The following is an 18,807-nucleotide window of genomic DNA, read 5'->3' as shown; positions in this document are numbered from 1 at the left end:
TGGCATCCTGATCAAGCAGGCCCGCGCCGAACATCACGGTGACGATCAGCGCCAGCTACACCACTCGACGGGACAGCATCCCTGAGTCTTGAGCTTGAGACTGACGTAGCTGCGATACTCTTCAACGGAGTGTGGGTCGATCCCTTCTGCATGCATGGTGGTCTGCCACACGGCCAGTTCGATATGAGCAGCGGTCTGCATGTAGGTTCCCAGATCAAGCAGGAACTGCTGCGGCAGCATTCGCTCAACGATAGTTCTCATGGCTCAACCCCAAGAAGGAAACAGAAAACGGCGGGCACATGGCCCGCCGTCATGTTTGGTCCGCAGATCAAAGGCTCAGCTGCACCCGGTCGTCGCGCCGCAGCTGTTGCACTTCAGGCACGACCCGTTCCGCACCATCGTGTAGTTCCCGCACTCCGGGCACGAATCCCCGGTGTAGCCCTGCAGCTTGGCCTTGGACCGGGCGTCGGAGGTGACCGAGCCGATTGCGAAGGTCGAGGTCGTCTCCGAGAAGCCGGTCACGCGCGTCTCGGGCATCAGCATCGACAGGGCGTCGGTGCCGGTGGCGAGCGCGGTGGCCCCTACCCCGCCTTGCAGGACGGTGAATTCCTGCGGCAGGCGTTTCCTCATGTAGCCGGTCGAGGCGACCTGTTTCAGGACCTCCAGCGATTTCGAGGCAGCGACGTCCGAAGGTTCGGCGATGTTGCGCTTGCCTTCCTCGTCGCCCCGGCCGAGGTCGTCGAAGGCGGCCCCCTTCGGTGCGACATGGGCGAGGTCGGTGCGGTCGAGGTAGGAAACCGCCAGTTCGCGGAAGATGTAGTCGAGGATCGAGGTCGCGTTCTTGATCGAGTCGTTGCCCTGCACCATGCCGGCCGGTTCGAACCGGGTGAAGGTGAAGGCCTCGACGAATTCCTCCAGCGGCACGCCGTATTGCAGGCCCACGGAAACCGCGATGGCGAAGTTGTTCATCATCGCCCGGAAGCCCGCGCCTTCCTTGTGCATGTCGATGAAGATCTCGCCCAGCGAGCCGTCGGCATATTCGCCCGTGCGCAGATAGACCTTGTGGCCGCCCACGATGGCCTTCTGGGTATAGCCCTTGCGGCGTTCGGGCAGCTTCTCGCGGTGGCTGCGGACGATTTCCTTGACGATCACCTTCTCGACGATCTTTTCGGCGACGACCTGGGCCTTCTCTGTGATCGAGCCGTTGGCGAGGGTCTCCTCGGCCTCGTCGTCGTCCTCGATCAGCGCCGAGGCGAGGGGTTGGCTGAGCTTGGAGCCGTCGCGGTAGAGCGCGTTAGCCTTGATGCCGAGCGAGTGCGACAGTTCATAGGCCGCCAGCACTTCGGCGATGGTGGCGTTGTTCGGCATGTTGATGGTCTTGGAGATCGCGCCCGAGATGAAGGACTGGGCGGCGGCCATCATCTTGATGTGCGACTCCACGCTGAGGAAGCGCTTGCCGGTCTTGCCGCAGGGGTTGGCGCAGTCAAAGACGTGGTAGTGTTCGGGCTTGAGGAAGGGGGCGCCTTCCAGGGTCATGGTGCCGCAGACATGGTCGTTGGCGGCGTCGATCTGGGCCTTGGTGAAGCCGAGGTGACGCAGGAGGTCGAAGGTGGGGTCGGCAAGGCGTTCGGCCGGGATGCCGAGGGTGCCCTTGCAGAAGTCCTCGCCCAGGGTCCACTGGTTGAAGACGAAGCGGATGTCGAAGGCGGACGGCAGGGCGGCTTCGATCTTTTCGATCTCGCGGGGGCCGAAGCCGTGGCCGATGAGGGCGGTGTGGTTGATGCCGGGCGCCTGGCCGAGCGAGCCGTGGCCGACGGCGTAGGCGACGATTTCCGCCGCTTGGCTGGTGGAGTAGCCGAGGGTTTCCAGCGCCGCGGGGACCGACTGGTTGATGATCTTGAAGTAGCCGCCGCCGGCCAGTTTCTTGAACTTGACCAGCGCGAAGTCGGGTTCGATGCCGGTGGTATCGCAGTCCATCACAAGGCCGATGGTGCCGGTGGGGGCGATCACGGTGGTCTGGGCGTTGCGGTAGCCGTGGGCCTCGCCCAGGCGCAGGGCCTCGTCCCAGGCGGATTTGGCCAGGGCGACAAGGGTCTGGTCGGGGCAGTTCGCCTGGTCAAGGGCGACGACGGGGACGTTCAGGCCCTCGTAGGGCAGCCCGTGCGCGGCGGCGCGGTGGTTGCGGATGACGCGGAGCATGTGCTGCTTGTTGCGCTCATAGCCCGCGAAGGGGCCGAGTTCCCTGGCCATCTCGGCCGAGGTCGCATAGGCGACGCCGGTCATGATCGCCGTGAGCGCGCCGCAAAGGGCGCGGCCTTCGTCGCTGTCGTAGCCGAGGCCCATGTTCATGAGGAGCCCGCCGATGTTGGCGTAGCCGAGGCCGAGGGTGCGGAAGTCGTAGCTGAGTTGCGCGATTTCCTTCGAGGGGAACTGCGCCATCATCACGCTGATTTCCAGCGTCACGGTCCAGAGCCGGGACGCGTGGACATAGGCATCGGCGTCGAATTTGCCGTTCCTGTGGAAGGTCAAGAGGTTCATCGACGCCAGGTTGCAGGCCGTGTCGTCAAGGAACATGTATTCCGAGCAGGGGTTCGAGCCGCGGATCGGGCCGTCCTCGGGGCAGGTGTGCCAGGCGTTCACCGTGTCGTGGAACTGGATGCCGGGGTCGGCGCAGGCCCAGGCGGCGTGGCCGATCTGGTCCCAGAGCTCGCGCGCCGAGACGGTCTTGGCGACCTTGCCGTCGGTGCGGCGGATCAGCTCCCACGGCTTGTCCTCCTTCACCGCGCGCAGGAAGGCGTCGGTCACGCGGACCGAGTTGTTGGAGTTCTGGCCGGAGACCGAGATGTAGGCCTCGGAATCCCAGTCGGTGTCGTAGGTCGGGAATTCGATCGAGGTGAAGCCCTGACGCGCGTATTGCAGCACCCGGTTGGTGTAGGTGTCGGGGATCATCGCCTTCTTGGCCGCCTTGATCGCGGCTTTCAGCGCGGCGTTCTTCGCCGGGTCGGTGGCGTCGGCCTCAGCCCCGTCCCACTGGCGGATCGCGGCGAAGATGTCGTTGAGGCGGGCCTCATGCATCTTGGACCCGGCGACGAGGCTGGCGACCTTCTGTTCCTCGATGACCTTCCAGTTGATGAACTGCTCGATATCGGGGTGATCCATGTCGCAGATCACCATCTTCGCCGCGCGCCGCGTGGTGCCGCCCGACTTGATCGCCCCCGCCGCGCGGTCGCCGATCTTGAGAAAGCCCATCAGGCCCGAGGACTTGCCGCCGCCGGACAGCTTTTCCCCTTCCCCGCGCAAGGAGGAGAAGTTGGTGCCGGTGCCCGAGCCGTATTTGAACAGCCGCGCCTCGCGCACCCAGAGGTCCATGATGCCGCCGTCGCCGACGAGGTCATCCTTGACCGACTGGATGAAGCAGGCGTGCGGCTGGGGGTGTTCGTAGGCGCTGGTGGATTTGGTCAGCTTGCCCGTGGCGTGGTCGACGTAGAAGTGGCCCTGGCTCGGCCCGTCGATGCCATAGGCCCAGTGCAGGCCGGTGTTGAACCACTGCGGCGAGTTCGGCGCGGCCATCTGGCGCGCGAGCATGAAGCGCATCTCGTCATAATAGGCGCGAGCGTCGGATTCGGTGGTGAAATAGCCGCCCTTCCAGCCCCAATAGGCCCAGGCCCCGGCAAGGCGGTCAAAGACCTGCTTGGCTGAGGTTTCGCCGACAAAGCGTTGATCTTCGGGCAGTTTGGCCAGAGCTTCCTCATCGGGGACCGACCGCCACAGGAATTCGGGCACGCCCTTTTCCTTGACCTTCTTCAGAACGGCCGGAACGCCCGCCTTGCGGAAATATTTCTGGGCGAGCACGTCGGAGGCGACCTGGCTCCAGCCCTCGGGGATCTCGACGGCGTCGTTGCGGAAGACGACCTTGCCGTCCGGGTTGCGGATTTCGGAAACGGTGGTGGTGAAGGCCATCGCGCCATAGGCGCCGGTCGCTTCGGTCGTGAACTTCCGCTCGATCTTCATGCCCCTGATCTCCTTTTTGTGGGCCCAACGGCCCTTGCTTGTGTCCGATCGCGGGGACGTCCGACCTTGCGCGACAGCGATCAGGCAACAGAGGTCCGGTCCTGACGGTCACAGTCCGCCAAGAGGGCCGCATCCGATTTGGATGCCCTTTGTGTGGGTCGATCTGCCTGTTCGCTGCGGCACTAGATTTAGTGGTTGTCCCCGCCGCTTTGTCAAAGTGTCGTAATCTTCCCGTCCTATCAACGGAAAAATTTCGCGCTGATGCGAATTTTCCGGCTTGACGATTTGCCGGGCACATCACGCGGCCGCGACGGGTTGTGAGCCGGGGATGTGGACAGAGCTGGGGACAGAGTTCGCGCAATTTGTGAAGAGTGCCGGATTTCCCAAGCTCTCGGCGCGGTTGCGGGGCGGCCTTCTGCGGCCCTCGGTCCGGGGCGTCGGTCGACTTGCGCGATTCCCCGCGCCAGCGGGCTATGGCTTCGCGGCAACAGGCCGATTCATCAGGACGATCCCGGCTGCCACCAGTGCAGCCGCAAGGAGAATCGGCAGGCCGATGGTTTCGCCAAAGAGGAGTGCGCCGAGGAGAAGCGCGAGGATCGGCGTGAGGAAGGAAAACGAGGCCACGGTGGACGAGGGATAGACCGACAGCAGCCAGAGCCAGGCGATGAAGCCGCCCGCGACGACGACCGAGGACTGGAAGACCAGACCTGCGATATGCAGGGCGTGGAGGTCGCGGATCAGGGGGCCGAAGAAGAGCGAGGCACCGAGCAGGATCGGGGCCGAGACGAGGACCATCCAGAAAAGCTGCATCTCGGCGCCTTCCTCGCGCATCACCGGGCGGCGGGCGACATAGGCGGTCAGCGCCCAGCCCCAGGCGGCGCCAAGCGCGCAGAGATCGCCCGCCAGGCTCGCCTCTCCGGTGTCGGGGCGCGACAGGATCGCGGCGGCGCAGCCGGTGAAGGCAAGGGCAAGACCGGCGGCGCGGGGGCCGGTGATCCGTTCGCCCAGGCCGAAATGGGCAAGGATCGCGAACCAGACCGGCATCGAATACATGATGATGGCCGAGCGGCCGACGGTCGTCAGGTCGATGGCAAGGAAGAGGAACAGGAATTCGGCGGCAAAGAGGCTGCCGATGAGAAGGCCGGTGCCCCAGGCCGCGCGATGCAGGCGCGGCGGGCGGCCTTTCCAGACCAGCCAGGCCCAGACGAAGCCGATGGCAAGAAGCGAGCGGAGGCCCGCAAAGAACACGGGTTGGAGGCCCGCGTTCACCAGCTTGATGATGATCTGGTTGACGGCGAGGAGGCCCTGCACGCCAAGGAGCATCGCCACCCCGGCCCCGTCGAGTTTCGTCTTGCGCATCTTTCCCCCCTGCCCTGCGCCCCTTTTGCATTGACCGGCGGGCGGCGGCAAGGAAGGCAGCCACCTTCGGGTGAAGGAGTGTGGCAATGAGCTTCGGCAGGACATTGGTGAAGATCGCAATCGCGGTGGTAAGCGCCAGGGGCGTCCCGAGCCTGGCGCAGGGGTCGTCGGGGGCAACCGCTGGCACGACCTGTCGGGGGTGCTGCGGCTGTATCGCTGACGGTTTCCTTCCGCCGGGGGCCGGTGTAGGCCTGTGGGCCTGACCGGAGACCGCCATGCCCCCCCGCCCCACTGACGCCGCCGACAACACCCGGGCAGCTGGGCTGATGGTGGGCTCGATGGCGTTCTTTGCCGTCGAGGATCTGTTCCTGAAATGGTCGGCCGAGGCCCTGCCGCCGGGGCAGGTTCTGGCGCTGACCGGGGCGGCGGGGGCCTGCGTCTTCTGGGCGCTGGCGGCGGGGCAGCGGCAGCGGGTGCTGTCGCTGGAGGCTTTGCGGGGCATGGCGCTGGTGCGGACGCTGGCCGAGGCGGCGGCGGCGGTTCTGTATATCCTGGCGCTGGCGCTGGCGCCGCTGACGATGACCTCGGCGCTGTTGCAGGCCTCGCCCCTTGTGGTCGTGGCGGGGGCGGCGCTGTTTCTGGGCGAAAAGGTCGGCTGGCGGCGGTGGGTCTCGATCCTGGTGGGGTTCGCGGGCGTCCTGGTGATCCTGAAGCCCTGGGATGCGGCGTTCGATCCGACGGGGCTGTTGACGGTGGCCTGCGTGGTGGTGCTGGCAGCGCGGGACCTGGCGACGCGGGTGATGCCCGCACGGATCGGGACGTTTCAGGTGGCGACCTGGGCCTATCTGGGGCTGGTGCCCTCGGGGGCGCTGCTGATGGCGGGGATGGGGCAGAGTTTCGTGCCGCCGACGCCGGGGCAATGGGCGGGGCTGGGGGGCGCGCTGGTCTCGGGCCTGTTCGGCTATTACGCGGTGGTCGCGGCGATGCGGCTGGGCGAGGTCTCGGTCGTGGCACCGTTCCGTTACACCCGGCTGGTATTCGCGATGGTGATCGCGATGGTATTTCTGGGCGAACGGCCCGAGGCCTCGACCCTGCTGGGCGCGGGTCTGGTCGTCGGATCGGGACTATACGCCTTCGCCCGGGAACGGGCGAGGAAACGCGCTTCCTCTGTGCCGTGAGCCGGGGTAAAGGGGCAGACGAGAGCACCCATTCGGCCAAAGGGGACACCCATGAGCACGATCATCGACATTCACGCCCGCGAAATCCTGGACAGCCGGGGCAACCCGACCGTCGAGGTCGACGTCACGCTGGAAGACGGCAGCATGGGCCGCGCGGCGGTGCCCTCGGGCGCATCCACCGGGGCGCATGAGGCGAACGAGCGGCGCGATGGCGACAAGGCGCGCTACAAGGGCAAGGGCGTGCTGGAGGCCGTGGCGGCGGTGAACGGCGAGATCGCCGAGGAGATCGTCGGGTTCGATGCGACCGAGCAGGTCGGCATCGACCGCACGATGATCGAGATGGACGGGACGCCGAACAAGTCGCGGCTTGGCGCGAATGCCATTCTGGGCGTGTCGCTGGCGGTGGCCAAGGCGGCGGCGGAGTTCACGGCGCAGCCGCTGTATCGCTATGTCGGCGGAACCTCGGCCCGGGTGCTGCCGGTGCCGATGATGAACATCATCAACGGCGGCGAACATGCCGACAACCCGATCGACATCCAGGAATTCATGATCATGCCGGTGGGCGCCCAGGACATCCGCGAGGCGGTGCGGATGGGGTCGGAAGTGTTCCACACGCTGAAGAAGGAACTCTCGGCGGCGGGTCACAACACCAATGTCGGCGACGAGGGCGGCTTCGCACCGAACTTGAGCTCTGCCCGTGACGCGCTTGATTTCATTCTGAAATCCATCGAGAAGGCGGGTTACAGGCCGGGCGAGGACATCTACCTCGCGCTCGACTGCGCGGCGACGGAATACTTCAAGGGCGGTCGCTATGAGATGAAGGGCGAGGGCCTGTCGCTGTCGCCCGAGGAGAATGTCGAGTGGCTGGCAAAGCTGGCCGCCGACTACCCGATCATCTCGATCGAGGACGGCTGTTCCGAGGATGACTGGGAGGGCTGGAAGCTTCTGACCGACCGTCTGGGGGGCAAGCTGCAGATCGTGGGCGACGATCTGTTCGTGACCAACCCGAAGCGCCTGTCGCGCGGGATCGCGGAGGGCGTGGCGAACTCCATGCTGGTGAAAGTGAACCAGATCGGCACCCTGACCGAGACCTTGCAGGCGGTCGAGATGGCGCATCGCGCACGCTATACCAATGTGATGAGCCATCGATCGGGCGAGACCGAGGATTCGACGATTGCGGATCTGGCGGTCGCGACGAACTGCGGGCAGATCAAGACCGGCTCGCTGTCGCGGTCGGATCGGCTGGCCAAATACAACCAGCTGATCCGTATCGAGGAAATGCTGGGCGAGACGGCGGAATATGCCGGGCGGTCGGTGCTGAAGGGCTGAGGGTCAGGGCCGGAATTTTCGAAAATTCCGGTCCGGTTTCCTGGAAGAAATCGGCGGGCGCCTTCGGGTGCCCGTTTGCTTTTGTGCCCGGTCATGGCAGCAAGGGGATATGCTGATCCTGCTGAACAAACCCTATGATGTCCTGTGCCAGTTCTCGCGCGACGGGGATAGGGCGGTGCTGGCGGATTACGTAGCCCGGAAGGGGGTCTATCCGGCGGGGCGGCTGGACCGGGATTCCGAGGGGCTGGTGGTGCTGACCGATGACGGGCGCTTGCAGGCGCGGATTGCGGATCCGAAGTTCAAGCAGGAGAAGACCTATTTCGCGCAGGTCGAGGGGGTGGTCGGCGAGGATGCGCTGGAGAGGTTGCGCCTGGGGCTGCTGCTGAACGACGGGCCGACCTTGCCCGCGAAGGCGAAGGCTGTGGCGGAGCCGGGGTGGCTCTGGCCCCGGACGCCGCCCATCCGGGTGCGCAAGTCGGTGCCGGACGGGTGGATCGAACTCACCATCCGCGAGGGGCGGAACCGGCAGGTGCGGCGCATGTGTGCGGCGGTGGGGCTGCCCTGTCTGCGGCTGATCAGGTGGCGCGTGGGGGACTGGACGCTGGAGGGGCTGGCCCCGGGGCAGTGGAGGGAAGCATGAGCGCAGAAGCGATCATCGCGCAGCTGGGCTTGCGGCCGCATCCCGAGGGTGGGTGGTACCGGGAGACATGGGTCGGGCCGGAGGTCGCGGGCCGGGCCTCGGGCACGGCGATCCTGTTCCTGCTGCGCGCGGGCGAGCAGTCGCATTGGCACCGGGTGGATGCCGACGAGATCCGGCTGTGGCACGCGGGCGCGCCCCTGGTGCTGTCGCTGGGAGAGACGGCGGCGCGGGAGGTGCGGGTGCCGGGTGACAGGTCTGCGTCCGGGCGGGGCAAGCGACGGGCGCGCGTGAGGCCCTCAGGACCGCCTGGGTGACGCGGTCGGATGCCTCCGGCGGGAGTATTTCGGAAAAGAGCAAGATGCCTTGGGGCGCGGGGCCGGGATTGTGCGGGGCACAAGATCGGGGTGGTTGTCGGCGGGGGCTTTGGATAGGCAGAGGGCATGAGCGATACCCCTGCCCTGCCCCGCCCAGATGCTGTCCCGGGGGCGACGACCGGTGACAGCCTGTCCGGCTTTCTTTATGCCCTGACGGCTTACCTCATGTGGGGCTTTCTGCCGATCTACATGAAGGCGCTGGCGCATATCCCTCCGGTCGAGGTGATCGCGCACCGGGTGGTCTGGTCGGTGCCGATTGCCGTGGCGGTGATCGCATGGCTGGGGCGGACGGCGGATCTGAAGGCGGCTTTGCAATCCCCGAGGATGCTGGCGATGGGCGCGCTGACGGCGGCGCTGATCAGCGTCAACTGGGGGATCTATGTCTGGGCCATCGGGTCGGGGCATGCGCTGGATGCCGCACTCGGGTATTACATCAACCCCTTGTTTTCGATCTTCCTGGGCGCGGTTCTCTTGGGCGAGCGGATGGGGCGGATGCAGGGGGCGGCGATCGCGCTGGCGGTGGTGGCGGTGGGCATCCTGACCTGGGAGGCGGGGCGGTTGCCGGTGGTGGCGCTGGGACTGACGCTGACCTGGGGGGTCTATGCCTACCTCAAGCGGCGGCTGCCGATCGGGCCGAACCAGGGCTTCACGCTGGAGGTGCTGATCCTCTTGATCCCGGCGCTGGGGTATATCGGCTGGTTGCAGGCGCAGGGAACCGGGCACTTCCTGCAAGGCGTTGCCTGGGACAATGCGCTTCTGCTGGGCTGCGGGATCGTCACGGCGGTGCCCTTGATGATCTACGCCAACGGGGCCAAGCGGCTGACCCTGTCGACCATCGCGATCATGCAATACATCGCACCGACGATGATTTTCCTGACCGCGGTCTTTGTCTTCGGCGAGCCGTTCAGCGGGGTGAAACTGGCGGCCTTCAGCCTGATCTGGGCCGCGCTGGTGATCTATTCGCTGCCGATCCTGATGGCGCGGTTCAGTCGGGCCGGCTGATCTGCCCCCCGCCGACCAGCGCGGGTGCCCCGGTGGTATCGGGGCCCGAGGTCGCCATCTTGCGCAGGACGCGGACCGCAAGGAAGGCGAAGGCCTGCGCCTCCAGCATGTCGCCGTCGAGGCCCTCGGCCTCGACCGGGTCGATCCGCACCGAAATGCGGCGGCGCAGCTCGGCCATCAGCACCGGGTTGTGCCGCCCGCCGCCGGTGACGAGGATGCGCGTCACCGGCGCGGGGAAATGGATCGGGGCGGCGGCAACCGAGGCGGCGGCGATGGCGGTGAGGGTTGCTGCGGCATCGGCGTCGGACAGCATTTCCAGCCGGTCGATCAGGCCGTGAAAATCGTTGCGGTCCAGCGACTTCGGAGGCGGGGCATCGAACCAGGGGGCCTTGAGGACCGAGGCGACGAAATCCTCGTCCACCTCGCCCTGGGCGGCCAGCCGGCCGCCTTCGTCGTGATCGAGACCGAGGCGGTCCCGCATCAGGTCGTTGATCGGCGCGTTTGCGGGGCCGGTGTCGAAGGCCAGAAGCGCACCGGGGTTCTCCGGGCCGGGGGCGGTCGGGTCGATCCAGGTCAGGTTGCCGACCCCGCCGAGGTTGAGAAAGGCCAGCGGCTGTGTTGCGCCGATCCGGCGGGCAAGCGCGAAATGGTAGAAGGGTGCCAGCGGCGCCCCCTGCCCGCCTATGGTCACGTCGGCCGAACGGAAATCCCAGACCGTGGGCAGGCCGAGAAGCTGGGCCAGGACCCCTCCGTTGCCGCATTGGTGCGTGCCCCGGCCCGCGGGGTCATGCGCCAGGGTCTGGCCATGAAAGCCCAGCACCTCGGCCCCGGTGAAGCGGGCGAGAACTTCGGCATGGGCGGTTTCGACCACCTCGGCGGCGGCCAGGGTTTCCGGATCGCCCGGCCAGTGGCCGAGGGCTGCGCGAAGGATCGCCTGTTCCTCGGGCGTGTAGGGGCGATAGGCCGAGGGGCCGAAGGCAAAGACCGCGTGACCGTCGGTCTTTATCATCGCGGCGTCGACGCCATCGAGCGACGTGCCCGACATCGCCCCCAGCGCCCACAAGGCCCCGTCCTTCCGCATCTTCCCTTGCGCCCCTAGCGAAGCTATACCCGCGCGCATCCTAGACCGAGGCGGCCATGCACTACCATCCGAAATCTGACTTCATGCGCGTGATGTTCGAGCGCGGCTTTGTTGCCGATTGCACGGATTATCAGGCGCTTGACGAAGCATTGTTGAAGGGTGTGGTGCCGGGCTATATCGGCTTCGACGCGACGGCCACCTCCTTGCATGTCGGCAGCCTGATCCAGATCATGATGCTGCGCTGGCTGCAGAAGTCAGGCGGAAAACCCATCGTGCTGATGGGCGGGGGCACAACCAAGATCGGCGATCCGTCCTTCCGGGCCGAGGAGCGGCCCCTGCTGACGGATGCGCAGATTGCGGCGAACATCGAGGGCATCAAGCGGGCGTTCTCGCCCTATGTGCGGTTTGGCGAGGGCGCGACCGACGCGATCATGGTCGACAACGCCGAATGGCTGGACGGGCTGAACTACATCGGCTTCCTGCGCGACATCGGGCGGCATTTCAGCGTGAACCGGATGCTGAGCTTCGAGAGCGTGAAGTCTCGGCTGGATCGGGAACAGTCGCTGTCCTTCCTGGAATTCAACTACATGATCCTGCAGGCCTACGACTTCCTGGAGCTGTACCGGCGCCATGGCTGTCTGTTGCAGATGGGCGGGTCGGACCAGTGGGGCAACATCGTCAACGGGGTGGATCTGACGCGGCGGGTGATAGACGGCGAGGTTTACGGGCTGACGTCTCCGCTTCTGACCACGAGCGACGGGAAGAAGATGGGGAAAAGCCAGTCCGGCGCGGTCTGGCTGAATGGGGACCTGTATTCGCCCTACGAATTCTGGCAGTTCTGGCGCAACACGACGGATGCGGATGTGGGGCGGTTCCTGAAACTCTACACCGAGCTGCCGGTGGATGAGTGTGATCGGCTGGGCAGCCTTGGCGGGTCGGAGATCAACAGCGCGAAGATCGTGCTGGCCAATGCGGTCACGACGCTTCTGCACGGGGCCGAGGCGGCGGCGGCGGCGGAAGCCACGGCGCGGGAGGTGTTCGAGAAGGGCGGGATCGGCGAGGACCTGCCTACGGTCAGGCTGGATGTGTCGGAACTGGCCGAGGGGGTGGGGATCGTGCAGCTGTTCGTGCGGGCGGGGCTGGCGGCCAGCGGCAAGGACGCGAAACGGCTGATCGCCGAGGGCGGGGCGAAGGTGAACGACGAGATCGTCACCGACGCGGGCCTGCGCTTCGGGGCAAGCCATCTGCTCGAGCCGATGAAGCTGACGGCGGGCAAGAAGCGCCACGCGCTGGTGGTGATCGGGTAGGTAGGGTGGGCAGATTGCCCACCCTACGCATGTCACTCCTGGACGGTGACCCTGGTCATCACGTCGGGGGCACCGGACACTTCGCCATTCCGGCCGTCGCCGCGCTTGATCGCATCGACGACCTCCATCCCCGAGACGACGTTGCCGACGATGGTGTACTGACCGTCGAGGAAGCTCGCATCGCCGAAGGTGATGAAGAACTGGCTGTTGGCGCTGTTCGGATCCTGGGCGCGGGCCATGCCGACGACGCCGCGCTGGAACGACAGCGCGTTGGTGAACTCGGCCGGAATATCGGGCATCGCCGAGCCGCCCATGCCGGCCATCGACAGGTCCCCGCCGGCCTTGCCGTATTGCACGTCACCGGTCTGGGCCATGAAGCCGTCGATCACCCGGTGAAAGACCACGTTGTCGTAGGCGCCCTGCCTGGCCAGAGCGACGATCTGCGCGACGTGCTTCGGCGCGACCTCGGGCAGCAGGTCGATGACCACGGTGCCATTGGCCTGTCCCGCAATCTCTATCACGAGGTTCGGGCCGGGGCCATCTGCGGCCTGGGCCTGGGCCGGGCCGGTCTGGCTGATGCCGTAGCCGACGACGACGGCGAGACCGGCGGCGAAGAGGCCGCCTGCAAGGATGCGATCAAGCCTGGACATCGGCGGCCACCCTGACAGAGATCATGCGGTCGGGGTTGGCCGGCGGCTCGCCCCGGGCGATCTTGTCCACGTGCTCCATCCCGCTGATGACCCGGCCGTAGACGGTGTACTGGCCGTTCAGGAAATGGTTGTCGCGGAAGTTGATGAAGAACTGGCTGTTGGCCGAGTTCGGGTTCTGCGACCGCGCCGCGCCCAGCGTGCCCCGGTCATGCGGCAGCTTGGAAAACTCGGCCGGAAGGTCCGGGTACTGCGACCCGCCCGTCCCCGCCCGGCGCGGGTTGTAGTTGGGAGAGGCCATGTTTGCGTTCTCCACATCGCCGGTCTGGGCCATGAAGCCGTCGATCACCCGGTGGAAGGCCACATTGTCATAGGCCTTGTCGCGGGCAAGCTGCTTCATCCGTTCGGTGTGCTTCGGGGCCACGTCGGCGAGAAGCTCGATCACCACTTCGCCGTCCTTCAGCGTGAGGATGATCGTGTTCTCCGGGTCCTTGATGTCGGGCATCGGGGTCTCCTTGGTTTTCGTCGGGCGCGACCGTAGCGGCGGCATCCGGCCAAGGGAAGCGCAAAGCGCGAGAAGCGGTTGACGTGGGCGTGATCCCCGCGCCAAAAGCGATGTGCACCCCAAAGGATGGAGAGACGCGGATGGCCTGGAAAACGCTGGACGACATGGAGCTTGGCGGCAAGACCGTTCTGGTGCGTGTGGATATCAACGTGCCGATGGAGGCGGGCCGTGTCACCGACATGACCCGGATCGACAAGATCAGGCCGACGGTCGACGACATCGTGGCGAAGGGCGGAAAGGTCGTGCTTCTGGCGCATTTCGACCGGCCGAAGGGCAAGGTGGTGCCGGAGATGAGCCTTTCGCATGTGGTGGACGCCTTGGCGGGCTCGCTGGGGCGGAAGGTCGTCTTTGCGGCGGATTGCGTGGGGGATGTGGCGGCCGCGGCCATTGCCAAGGCGGGGCCGGGCGAGGTCGTGCTGCTGGAAAACACCCGCTTTCATCCGGGCGAGGAGAAGAACGACCCCGACCTGGCCGCACAGATGGCCAAGCTGGGCGATGTCTATGTGAACGACGCGTTTTCGGCGGCGCACCGGGCGCATGCCTCGACGGAGGGGCTGGCTCGGTTGCTGCCTGCGGCGGCGGGCCGGTTGATGGAGGCCGAGCTGCGCGCGCTGGAGGCGGCTTTGGGCAATCCGCAGCGGCCGGTGGTGGCGGTGGTGGGCGGCGCGAAGGTTTCGACCAAGATCGAGCTTCTGGCGAACCTCGTGACCAAAGTCGATCATCTTGTGATCGGCGGGGGGATGGCGAACACCTTCCTTGTGGCCGAGGGGATCGAGGTGGGCCGGTCCCTGGCGGAACGCGAGATGGCGGAAACCGCGCGCGAGATCCGGCACCGGGCGCAGAAGGCGGGCTGCCAGATCCACCTGCCGGTGGATGTGGTCGTCGCGCGCGAGTTCAAGGCGGGGGCCGAAAGCCAGACCGTCAGCGTGCACAAATGCCCGCCGGATGCGATGATCCTGGATGCCGGGCCCGAGACGGTGGCGCGGCTGGAGGCAGTCTTTGCCGAGGCGCGGACGCTGATCTGGAACGGGCCCCTCGGCGCCTTCGAGATCAAGCCGTTCGATGCCGCGACCAATGCGGCGGCGCAGGCTGCGGCGCGGTTGACGCGCGAGGGCAAGCTGATCTCGGTGGCGGGCGGGGGCGATACGGTAGCCGCGCTGAACGCGGCGGGGGTGGCTGAAGATTTCACCTTCATCTCGACGGCTGGCGGGGCCTTCCTGGAATGGATGGAAGGCAAGGAATTGCCGGGCGTGAAGGCCTTGATGGGCTAGGCCGCAGGGTCTATGCCAGCACGGACAGTCGGGAGACGGACATGACCAACGCGAAGATGACCGAACAGGTGCGCAACGGGCGGGGCTTCATCGCCGCGCTGGACCAGTCGGGCGGATCGACCCCCAAGGCCTTGAAACTTTATGGGATTTCGGAAAGCGAATATTCCGGCGAAAACGAGATGTTCGACCTGATCCATGCGATGCGGGCGCGGATCATCAAGTCCCCCGCCTTCACCGGCGACAAGGTGGTGGGGGCGATCCTGTTCGAGCAGACGATGGACCGCACCATCGACGGCATCCCCACGGCGACCTACCTGTGGGAAAAGCGCGGCGTGGTGCCGTTCCTGAAGATCGACAAGGGGCTGGAGCCGGAAGCGGACGGGGTTCAGCTGATGAAGCCGATCCCGGGGCTCGACGCGCTTTTGGACCGCGCGGTGAAGGCGGGGATTTTCGGCACCAAGGAACGGTCGGTCATCAATGCGGCGAACCGCAAGGGGATCGCCGCCATCGTGGCGCAGCAGTTCGAGATCGGCCGGCAGGTGGCGGCGCATGGGCTGATGCCGATCCTCGAGCCGGAGGTCACGATCTCGATTCCCGACAAGGCCGAGGCCGAGGCGATGTTGCAGGAGGAAATCCTGAAGCATCTGGAAGGGCTTGACGGCCAGGTGATGCTGAAGCTGTCGCTGCCCACGGTGCCGGATTTCTACCAGCCGCTGGTAAGGCATCCGAAGGTGCTGAAGGTCGTGGCGCTGTCGGGCGGCTATTCCCGCGACAAGGCGAACGAGATCCTGGCGCAGAACCACGGGATCATCGCCAGCTTCAGCCGGGCCTTGACCGAGGGGCTGTCGGCCCGGCAGTCGGATGCCGAGTTCGACCGCGTGCTGCAAGGCGCGGTGGACGGGATCTACGCGGCCTCGATTACCTGACGGCTTCGGGCGGACGGCATCGGGGGCCCTAGGCCCCCTGTTCGATCAAGCCTTTGAAGGCTGTGCATTTTCGGGATTCACAAGCGATTCGGTCTGTGCCATGATTCGACGCAGGTCCCCGGCAGAGGGGCCGGAGTAGGGCGCATGTCGGCAGCACACACGCAACGCGGTTATGGCGGGCTGGTCTATCTGGCCTTCGCCATGGTTCTTGGGGTCTATTTCACCTTTGCCGCAGTGCAGGGCGATTACGGCATGTTCGCCCGCGTCGCGATCAAGGCCGAGGCGGCTTCTCTGGAAGCGGAGCGGGACCGGCTGACGGCGGAACTGGCCGAGATGCAGAACCTGACGCACCGGCTGTCGGACACCTATCTGGACCTCGATCTGCTGGACCAGCAGGCCCGCGACGTGCTGGGCTACATGCGAGCGGATGAGATCGCCATCCGCTAAGCCCCTGCGAACGCTGCCATAATCATCGGAACCGGCGCGGACTTCGGCGAATTTCCGGCGTCTGCAAGGCCCATGAGGTCCATTCATGCGCGCGCAGGCGCGATCCGGTGTTGACTTTGTGAGGCGGATCGCATCCCCAAGCCCTGCCCGCCGTGCATGGGTGCCATGTCGCGCGCTGCCAACCTGGCCGCGAGATTTCTTTTGACCCAATAAACACCGATGCTGTATGGATGGTTTAACGCTAAACTATTTTCTGCACCTGCAAAGCCCCAGGGAGGAGCCCGATGGCCAAGAAGCCCGACGCGAGACCGAATGTCTCGAAGGACGACCTGCTGAAATATTACCGCGAGATGCTTCTCATCCGGCGGTTCGAGGAGAAGGCGGGGCAGCTTTACGGCATGGGCCTGATCGGCGGATTCTGCCACCTTTATATCGGGCAGGAAGCGGTGGTCGTCGGCCTGGAGGCCGCCGCGAAAGCGGGCGACAAGCGCATCACGAGCTACCGCGACCACGGACATATGCTGGCCTGCGGCATGGACCCGAAGGGGGTGATGGCAGAACTGACCGGCCGCATCGGGGGCTATTCCAAGGGCAAGGGCGGTTCGATGCACATGTTCTCGAAAGAGAAACATTTCTACGGCGGGCACGGGATTGTTGGCGCTCAGGTGCCGCTGGGGGCCGGGCTCGCCTTTGCGGACAAGTATCTGGGCAACGACAACGTGACCTTCACCTATTTCGGCGACGGCGCGGCCAACCAGGGCCAGGTCTACGAGACCTACAACATGGCGGAGCTGTGGGACCTGCCGGTGATCTTCGTCATCGAGAACAACCAGTATGCGATGGGGACCAGCGTGAAGCGGTCCACGAAATCGACGACGCTGTATGGCCGGGGCCTTGCCTATGGCATCCCGGGCGAGCAGGTGGACGGGATGGACGTGCTGGCGGTGAAGGCGGCGGGCGAGAAGGCCGTGGCGCACTGCCGGGCCGGCAAGGGCCCCTATATCCTGGAAATGATGACCTATCGCTATCGTGGACACTCGATGTCGGACCCGGCGAAATACCGCACGCGCGAGGAGGTCGAGAAGATCAAGACCGAGAAGGACTGCATCGAGCATGTCCGGGACCTGCTGACGCAGGGGGGCCTCGCCTCGGATGAGGAGCTGAAGGCCATCGACAAGGAGATCAAGGCGATCGTGAACGAAAGTGCGGAATTCGCCAAGGAAAGCCCGGAGCCGGACCTGTCCGAGCTTTGGACGGATATCACGGTGTAAGGGGGGAGAGAGACATGGCAACCGAAGTTCTGATGCCCGCGCTGTCCCCCACGATGGAGGAAGGCACGCTGGCCAAATGGCTGGTGAAGGAAGGCGACAAGGTCAAGTCGGGGCAGATCCTGGCAGAGATCGAGACCGACAAGGCGACGATGGAGTTCGAGGCGGTCGATGAGGGTGTCGTCGGCAAGCTCCTCGTGGCCGAGGGCACGGCGGGGGTGAAGGTGAACACGCCGATCGCGGTGCTGGTCGAGGAGGGCGAGTCGGTGTCGGATGCACCGAAGCCTGCGGCGGCAGCCGCTGTGGCGGTGGCGGCGGCGGCCCCGGCGACGGTTGCGGCGGCCCCGGTTGCGGCGGCACCTGCCCCGGTGGCGGCGGCTGGATGGCCGCACACCGACCTGCCCGAGGGTCCGACGAAGACGATGACGGTGCGCGAGGCCCTGCGCGAGGCGATGGCCGAGGAGATGCGCGCCGATCCGACGGTCTTCCTGATGGGGGAAGAGGTCGGCGAGTATCAGGGGGCCTACAAGATTTCCCAAGGGTTGCTGGACGAGTTCGGGCCGCGCCGGGTGGTGGACACGCCGATCACCGAGATGGGCTTTGCCGGGATCGGGGTCGGGGCCTCGTGGGGCGGCCTCAAGCCGATCGTCGAGTTCATGACCTTCAACTTCTCGATGCAGGCAATCGACCACATCATCAACTCGGCGGCCAAGACGCTGTACATGTCGGGGGGCCAGATGGGCAGCCCGATGGTGTTCCGCGGCCCGAACGGGGCGGCAGCGCGGGTGGGTGCGCAGCACAGCCAGGACTTCGCAGCCTGGTATGCGGCGATCCCGGGGCTGAAGGTCTGCATGCCCTATACGGCGGCGGATGCGAAGGGCCTGCTCAAGACCGCGATCCGGGACCCGAACCCGGTCGTGTTCCTGGAGAACGAGATCCTCTACGGGCGGTCCTTCGAGGTGCCGGTGGACGGCGATTTCACCATTCCCTTCGGCAAGGCAAGCATCCTGCGGCCAGGGACGGATGTGACGGTGGTGTCCTTCGGGATCGGCTGTTCGCATGCCATGGCGGCGGCGGAAGAGCTGGCGAAGGAGGGGATCAGCGCCGAGGTCATCAACCTGCGGACGCTGCGGCCCATCGACTATGACACGGTGCTGGCCAGCGTGATGAAGACCAACCGCTGTGTGACGGTCGAGGAGGGCTTCCCCGTGGGGTCGATCGGCGACCATCTGGCGTCGACGATCATGCAGCGGGCGTTCGATCATCTGGACGCTCCGGTCGTGACCTGCACGGGCAAGGATGTGCCGATGCCCTATGCGGCGAACCTGGAGAAGTTCGCGCTGATCACCCCGGCGGAAGTCGTGACCGCCGTCAAATCCGTCTGCTACCGGTGAGGTGAAGC

16 protein-coding genes and 1 pseudogene are annotated in these 18,807 nt (G+C 65.9%); 11 read left to right on the top strand and 6 right to left on the bottom strand.

Annotated features, from left to right (window positions below):
• Positions 1–45: 45 nt before the first annotated feature.
• The 3 genes from D5084_RS11020 to D5084_RS11010 form a co-directional block, all read right to left on the bottom strand.
• A complete protein-coding gene (locus D5084_RS11020) occupies positions 46–261 on the bottom strand; it encodes a hypothetical protein (protein ID WP_128515542.1) in 216 nt (71 codons plus the stop codon).
• A gap of 75 nt (positions 262–336) precedes the next feature.
• On the bottom strand, positions 337–4,011 hold the full coding sequence (locus D5084_RS11015) for a vitamin B12-dependent ribonucleotide reductase (protein WP_128515541.1): 3,675 nt from the start codon (positions 4,009–4,011) through the stop codon (positions 337–339).
• A 471-nt stretch (positions 4,012–4,482) separates the two neighbouring features.
• Positions 4,483–5,370, bottom strand: a complete 888-nt coding sequence (locus tag D5084_RS11010; RefSeq protein WP_128515540.1) for a DMT family transporter — start codon at positions 5,368–5,370, stop codon at positions 4,483–4,485.
• Positions 5,371–5,645: 275 nt separating this feature from the next.
• Between D5084_RS11010 and D5084_RS11005 the strand changes: the two genes are divergently transcribed.
• From D5084_RS11005 to rarD, 5 genes and pseudogenes are all read left to right on the top strand, one after another.
• A complete protein-coding gene (locus D5084_RS11005) occupies positions 5,646–6,548 on the top strand; it encodes a DMT family transporter (RefSeq protein WP_128515539.1) in 903 nt (300 codons plus the stop codon).
• A gap of 51 nt (positions 6,549–6,599) precedes the next feature.
• A complete protein-coding gene (eno, locus tag D5084_RS11000) occupies positions 6,600–7,877 on the top strand; it encodes a phosphopyruvate hydratase (protein ID WP_128515538.1) in 1,278 nt (425 codons plus the stop codon).
• Between the two features lie 109 nt (positions 7,878–7,986).
• Complete coding sequence (locus D5084_RS10995) at positions 7,987–8,517, top strand: pseudouridine synthase (protein ID WP_128515537.1); 531 nt, start codon at positions 7,987–7,989, stop codon at positions 8,515–8,517.
• Positions 8,514–8,756 (top strand): annotated as a pseudogene (locus D5084_RS10990) (cupin domain-containing protein); the annotation flags it as partial. The gene D5084_RS10995 and the pseudogene D5084_RS10990, both read left to right, overlap by 4 nt.
• Before the next feature lie 201 nt (positions 8,757–8,957).
• On the top strand, positions 8,958–9,893 hold the full coding sequence (gene rarD / locus D5084_RS10985) for an EamA family transporter RarD (RefSeq protein ID WP_128515535.1): 936 nt from the start codon (positions 8,958–8,960) through the stop codon (positions 9,891–9,893).
• Here the strand turns inward: rarD and D5084_RS10980 are convergent.
• The gene (locus tag D5084_RS10980) at positions 9,877–10,974 is read right to left on the bottom strand and encodes an anhydro-N-acetylmuramic acid kinase (RefSeq protein WP_128515534.1); all 1,098 of its coding nucleotides are present in this window, start codon (positions 10,972–10,974) and stop codon (positions 9,877–9,879) included. The genes rarD and D5084_RS10980 overlap by 17 nt on opposite strands.
• 56 nt (positions 10,975–11,030) lie before the next feature.
• Here D5084_RS10980 and tyrS point away from each other — a divergent pair, with 56 nt between their 5' ends.
• Entirely contained in the window at positions 11,031–12,281 is a 1,251-nt protein-coding gene (tyrS, locus tag D5084_RS10975) for a tyrosine--tRNA ligase (protein ID WP_128515533.1), read from the top strand.
• A gap of 32 nt (positions 12,282–12,313) precedes the next feature.
• Here tyrS and D5084_RS10970 read toward each other — a convergent pair whose 3' ends face one another.
• On the bottom strand, positions 12,314–12,931 hold the full coding sequence (locus tag D5084_RS10970) for a peptidylprolyl isomerase (protein WP_128515532.1): 618 nt from the start codon (positions 12,929–12,931) through the stop codon (positions 12,314–12,316).
• Positions 12,918–13,433, bottom strand: coding sequence for a peptidylprolyl isomerase (locus tag D5084_RS10965; RefSeq protein WP_128515531.1), 516 nt, complete (start codon positions 13,431–13,433; stop codon positions 12,918–12,920). Before D5084_RS10965 ends, D5084_RS10970 begins: the two co-directional genes overlap by 14 nt.
• A gap of 140 nt (positions 13,434–13,573) precedes the next feature.
• Between D5084_RS10965 and D5084_RS10960 the strand changes: the two genes are divergently transcribed.
• From D5084_RS10960 to D5084_RS10940, 5 genes are all read left to right on the top strand, one after another.
• A complete protein-coding gene (locus tag D5084_RS10960; protein WP_128515530.1) occupies positions 13,574–14,764 on the top strand; it encodes a phosphoglycerate kinase in 1,191 nt (396 codons plus the stop codon).
• Between the two features lie 41 nt (positions 14,765–14,805).
• Positions 14,806–15,690: a fructose bisphosphate aldolase gene (locus tag D5084_RS10955; protein WP_128515529.1), complete on the top strand. Its 885-nt coding sequence runs from the start codon at positions 14,806–14,808 to the stop codon at positions 15,688–15,690.
• Positions 15,691–15,891: 201 nt separating this feature from the next.
• On the top strand, positions 15,892–16,137 hold the full coding sequence (locus D5084_RS10950; protein WP_238382611.1) for an FtsB family cell division protein: 246 nt from the start codon (positions 15,892–15,894) through the stop codon (positions 16,135–16,137).
• A gap of 284 nt (positions 16,138–16,421) precedes the next feature.
• Positions 16,422–17,408, top strand: coding sequence for a pyruvate dehydrogenase (acetyl-transferring) E1 component subunit alpha (pdhA, locus tag D5084_RS10945; RefSeq protein ID WP_128515527.1), 987 nt, complete (start codon positions 16,422–16,424; stop codon positions 17,406–17,408).
• Between the two features lie 14 nt (positions 17,409–17,422).
• Positions 17,423–18,799 carry a pyruvate dehydrogenase complex E1 component subunit beta gene (locus D5084_RS10940; RefSeq protein ID WP_128515526.1) on the top strand — a complete coding sequence of 459 codons (1,377 nt, stop codon included), beginning with the start codon at positions 17,423–17,425 and terminating at the stop codon, positions 18,797–18,799.
• Positions 18,800–18,807 lie beyond the last annotated feature (8 nt).

The organism is Tabrizicola thermarum (assembly GCF_003574395.1).
Classification (GTDB): domain Bacteria; phylum Pseudomonadota; class Alphaproteobacteria; order Rhodobacterales; family Rhodobacteraceae; genus Tabrizicola; species Tabrizicola thermarum.
The sequence above is the reverse complement of the archived record's forward strand: the minus strand, read 5'-3'. Positions and strand labels throughout refer to the sequence as shown.

Excerpts from the sequence above, each read along its gene's own strand:
- D5084_RS11020 (WP_128515542.1), bottom strand. The coding sequence starts at position 261 with ATGAGAACTATCGTTGAGCGAATGCTGCCGCAGCAGTTCCTGCTTGAT.
- D5084_RS11015 (WP_128515541.1), bottom strand. The coding sequence starts at position 4,011 with ATGAAGATCGAGCGGAAGTTCACGACCGAAGCGACCGGCGCCTATGGC.
- D5084_RS11010 (WP_128515540.1), bottom strand. The coding sequence starts at position 5,370 with ATGCGCAAGACGAAACTCGACGGGGCCGGGGTGGCGATGCTCCTTGGC.
- D5084_RS11005 (WP_128515539.1), top strand. The coding sequence starts at position 5,646 with ATGCCCCCCCGCCCCACTGACGCCGCCGACAACACCCGGGCAGCTGGG.
- eno (WP_128515538.1), top strand. The coding sequence starts at position 6,600 with ATGAGCACGATCATCGACATTCACGCCCGCGAAATCCTGGACAGCCGG.
- D5084_RS10995 (WP_128515537.1), top strand. The coding sequence starts at position 7,987 with ATGCTGATCCTGCTGAACAAACCCTATGATGTCCTGTGCCAGTTCTCG.
- rarD (WP_128515535.1), top strand. The coding sequence starts at position 8,958 with ATGAGCGATACCCCTGCCCTGCCCCGCCCAGATGCTGTCCCGGGGGCG.
- D5084_RS10980 (WP_128515534.1), bottom strand. The coding sequence starts at position 10,974 with ATGCGGAAGGACGGGGCCTTGTGGGCGCTGGGGGCGATGTCGGGCACG.
- tyrS (WP_128515533.1), top strand. The coding sequence starts at position 11,031 with ATGCACTACCATCCGAAATCTGACTTCATGCGCGTGATGTTCGAGCGC.
- D5084_RS10970 (WP_128515532.1), bottom strand. The coding sequence starts at position 12,931 with ATGTCCAGGCTTGATCGCATCCTTGCAGGCGGCCTCTTCGCCGCCGGT.
- D5084_RS10965 (WP_128515531.1), bottom strand. The coding sequence starts at position 13,433 with ATGCCCGACATCAAGGACCCGGAGAACACGATCATCCTCACGCTGAAG.
- D5084_RS10960 (WP_128515530.1), top strand. The coding sequence starts at position 13,574 with ATGGCCTGGAAAACGCTGGACGACATGGAGCTTGGCGGCAAGACCGTT.
- D5084_RS10955 (WP_128515529.1), top strand. The coding sequence starts at position 14,806 with ATGACCAACGCGAAGATGACCGAACAGGTGCGCAACGGGCGGGGCTTC.
- D5084_RS10950 (WP_238382611.1), top strand. The coding sequence starts at position 15,892 with ATGGTTCTTGGGGTCTATTTCACCTTTGCCGCAGTGCAGGGCGATTAC.
- pdhA (WP_128515527.1), top strand. The coding sequence starts at position 16,422 with ATGGCCAAGAAGCCCGACGCGAGACCGAATGTCTCGAAGGACGACCTG.
- D5084_RS10940 (WP_128515526.1), top strand. The coding sequence starts at position 17,423 with ATGGCAACCGAAGTTCTGATGCCCGCGCTGTCCCCCACGATGGAGGAA.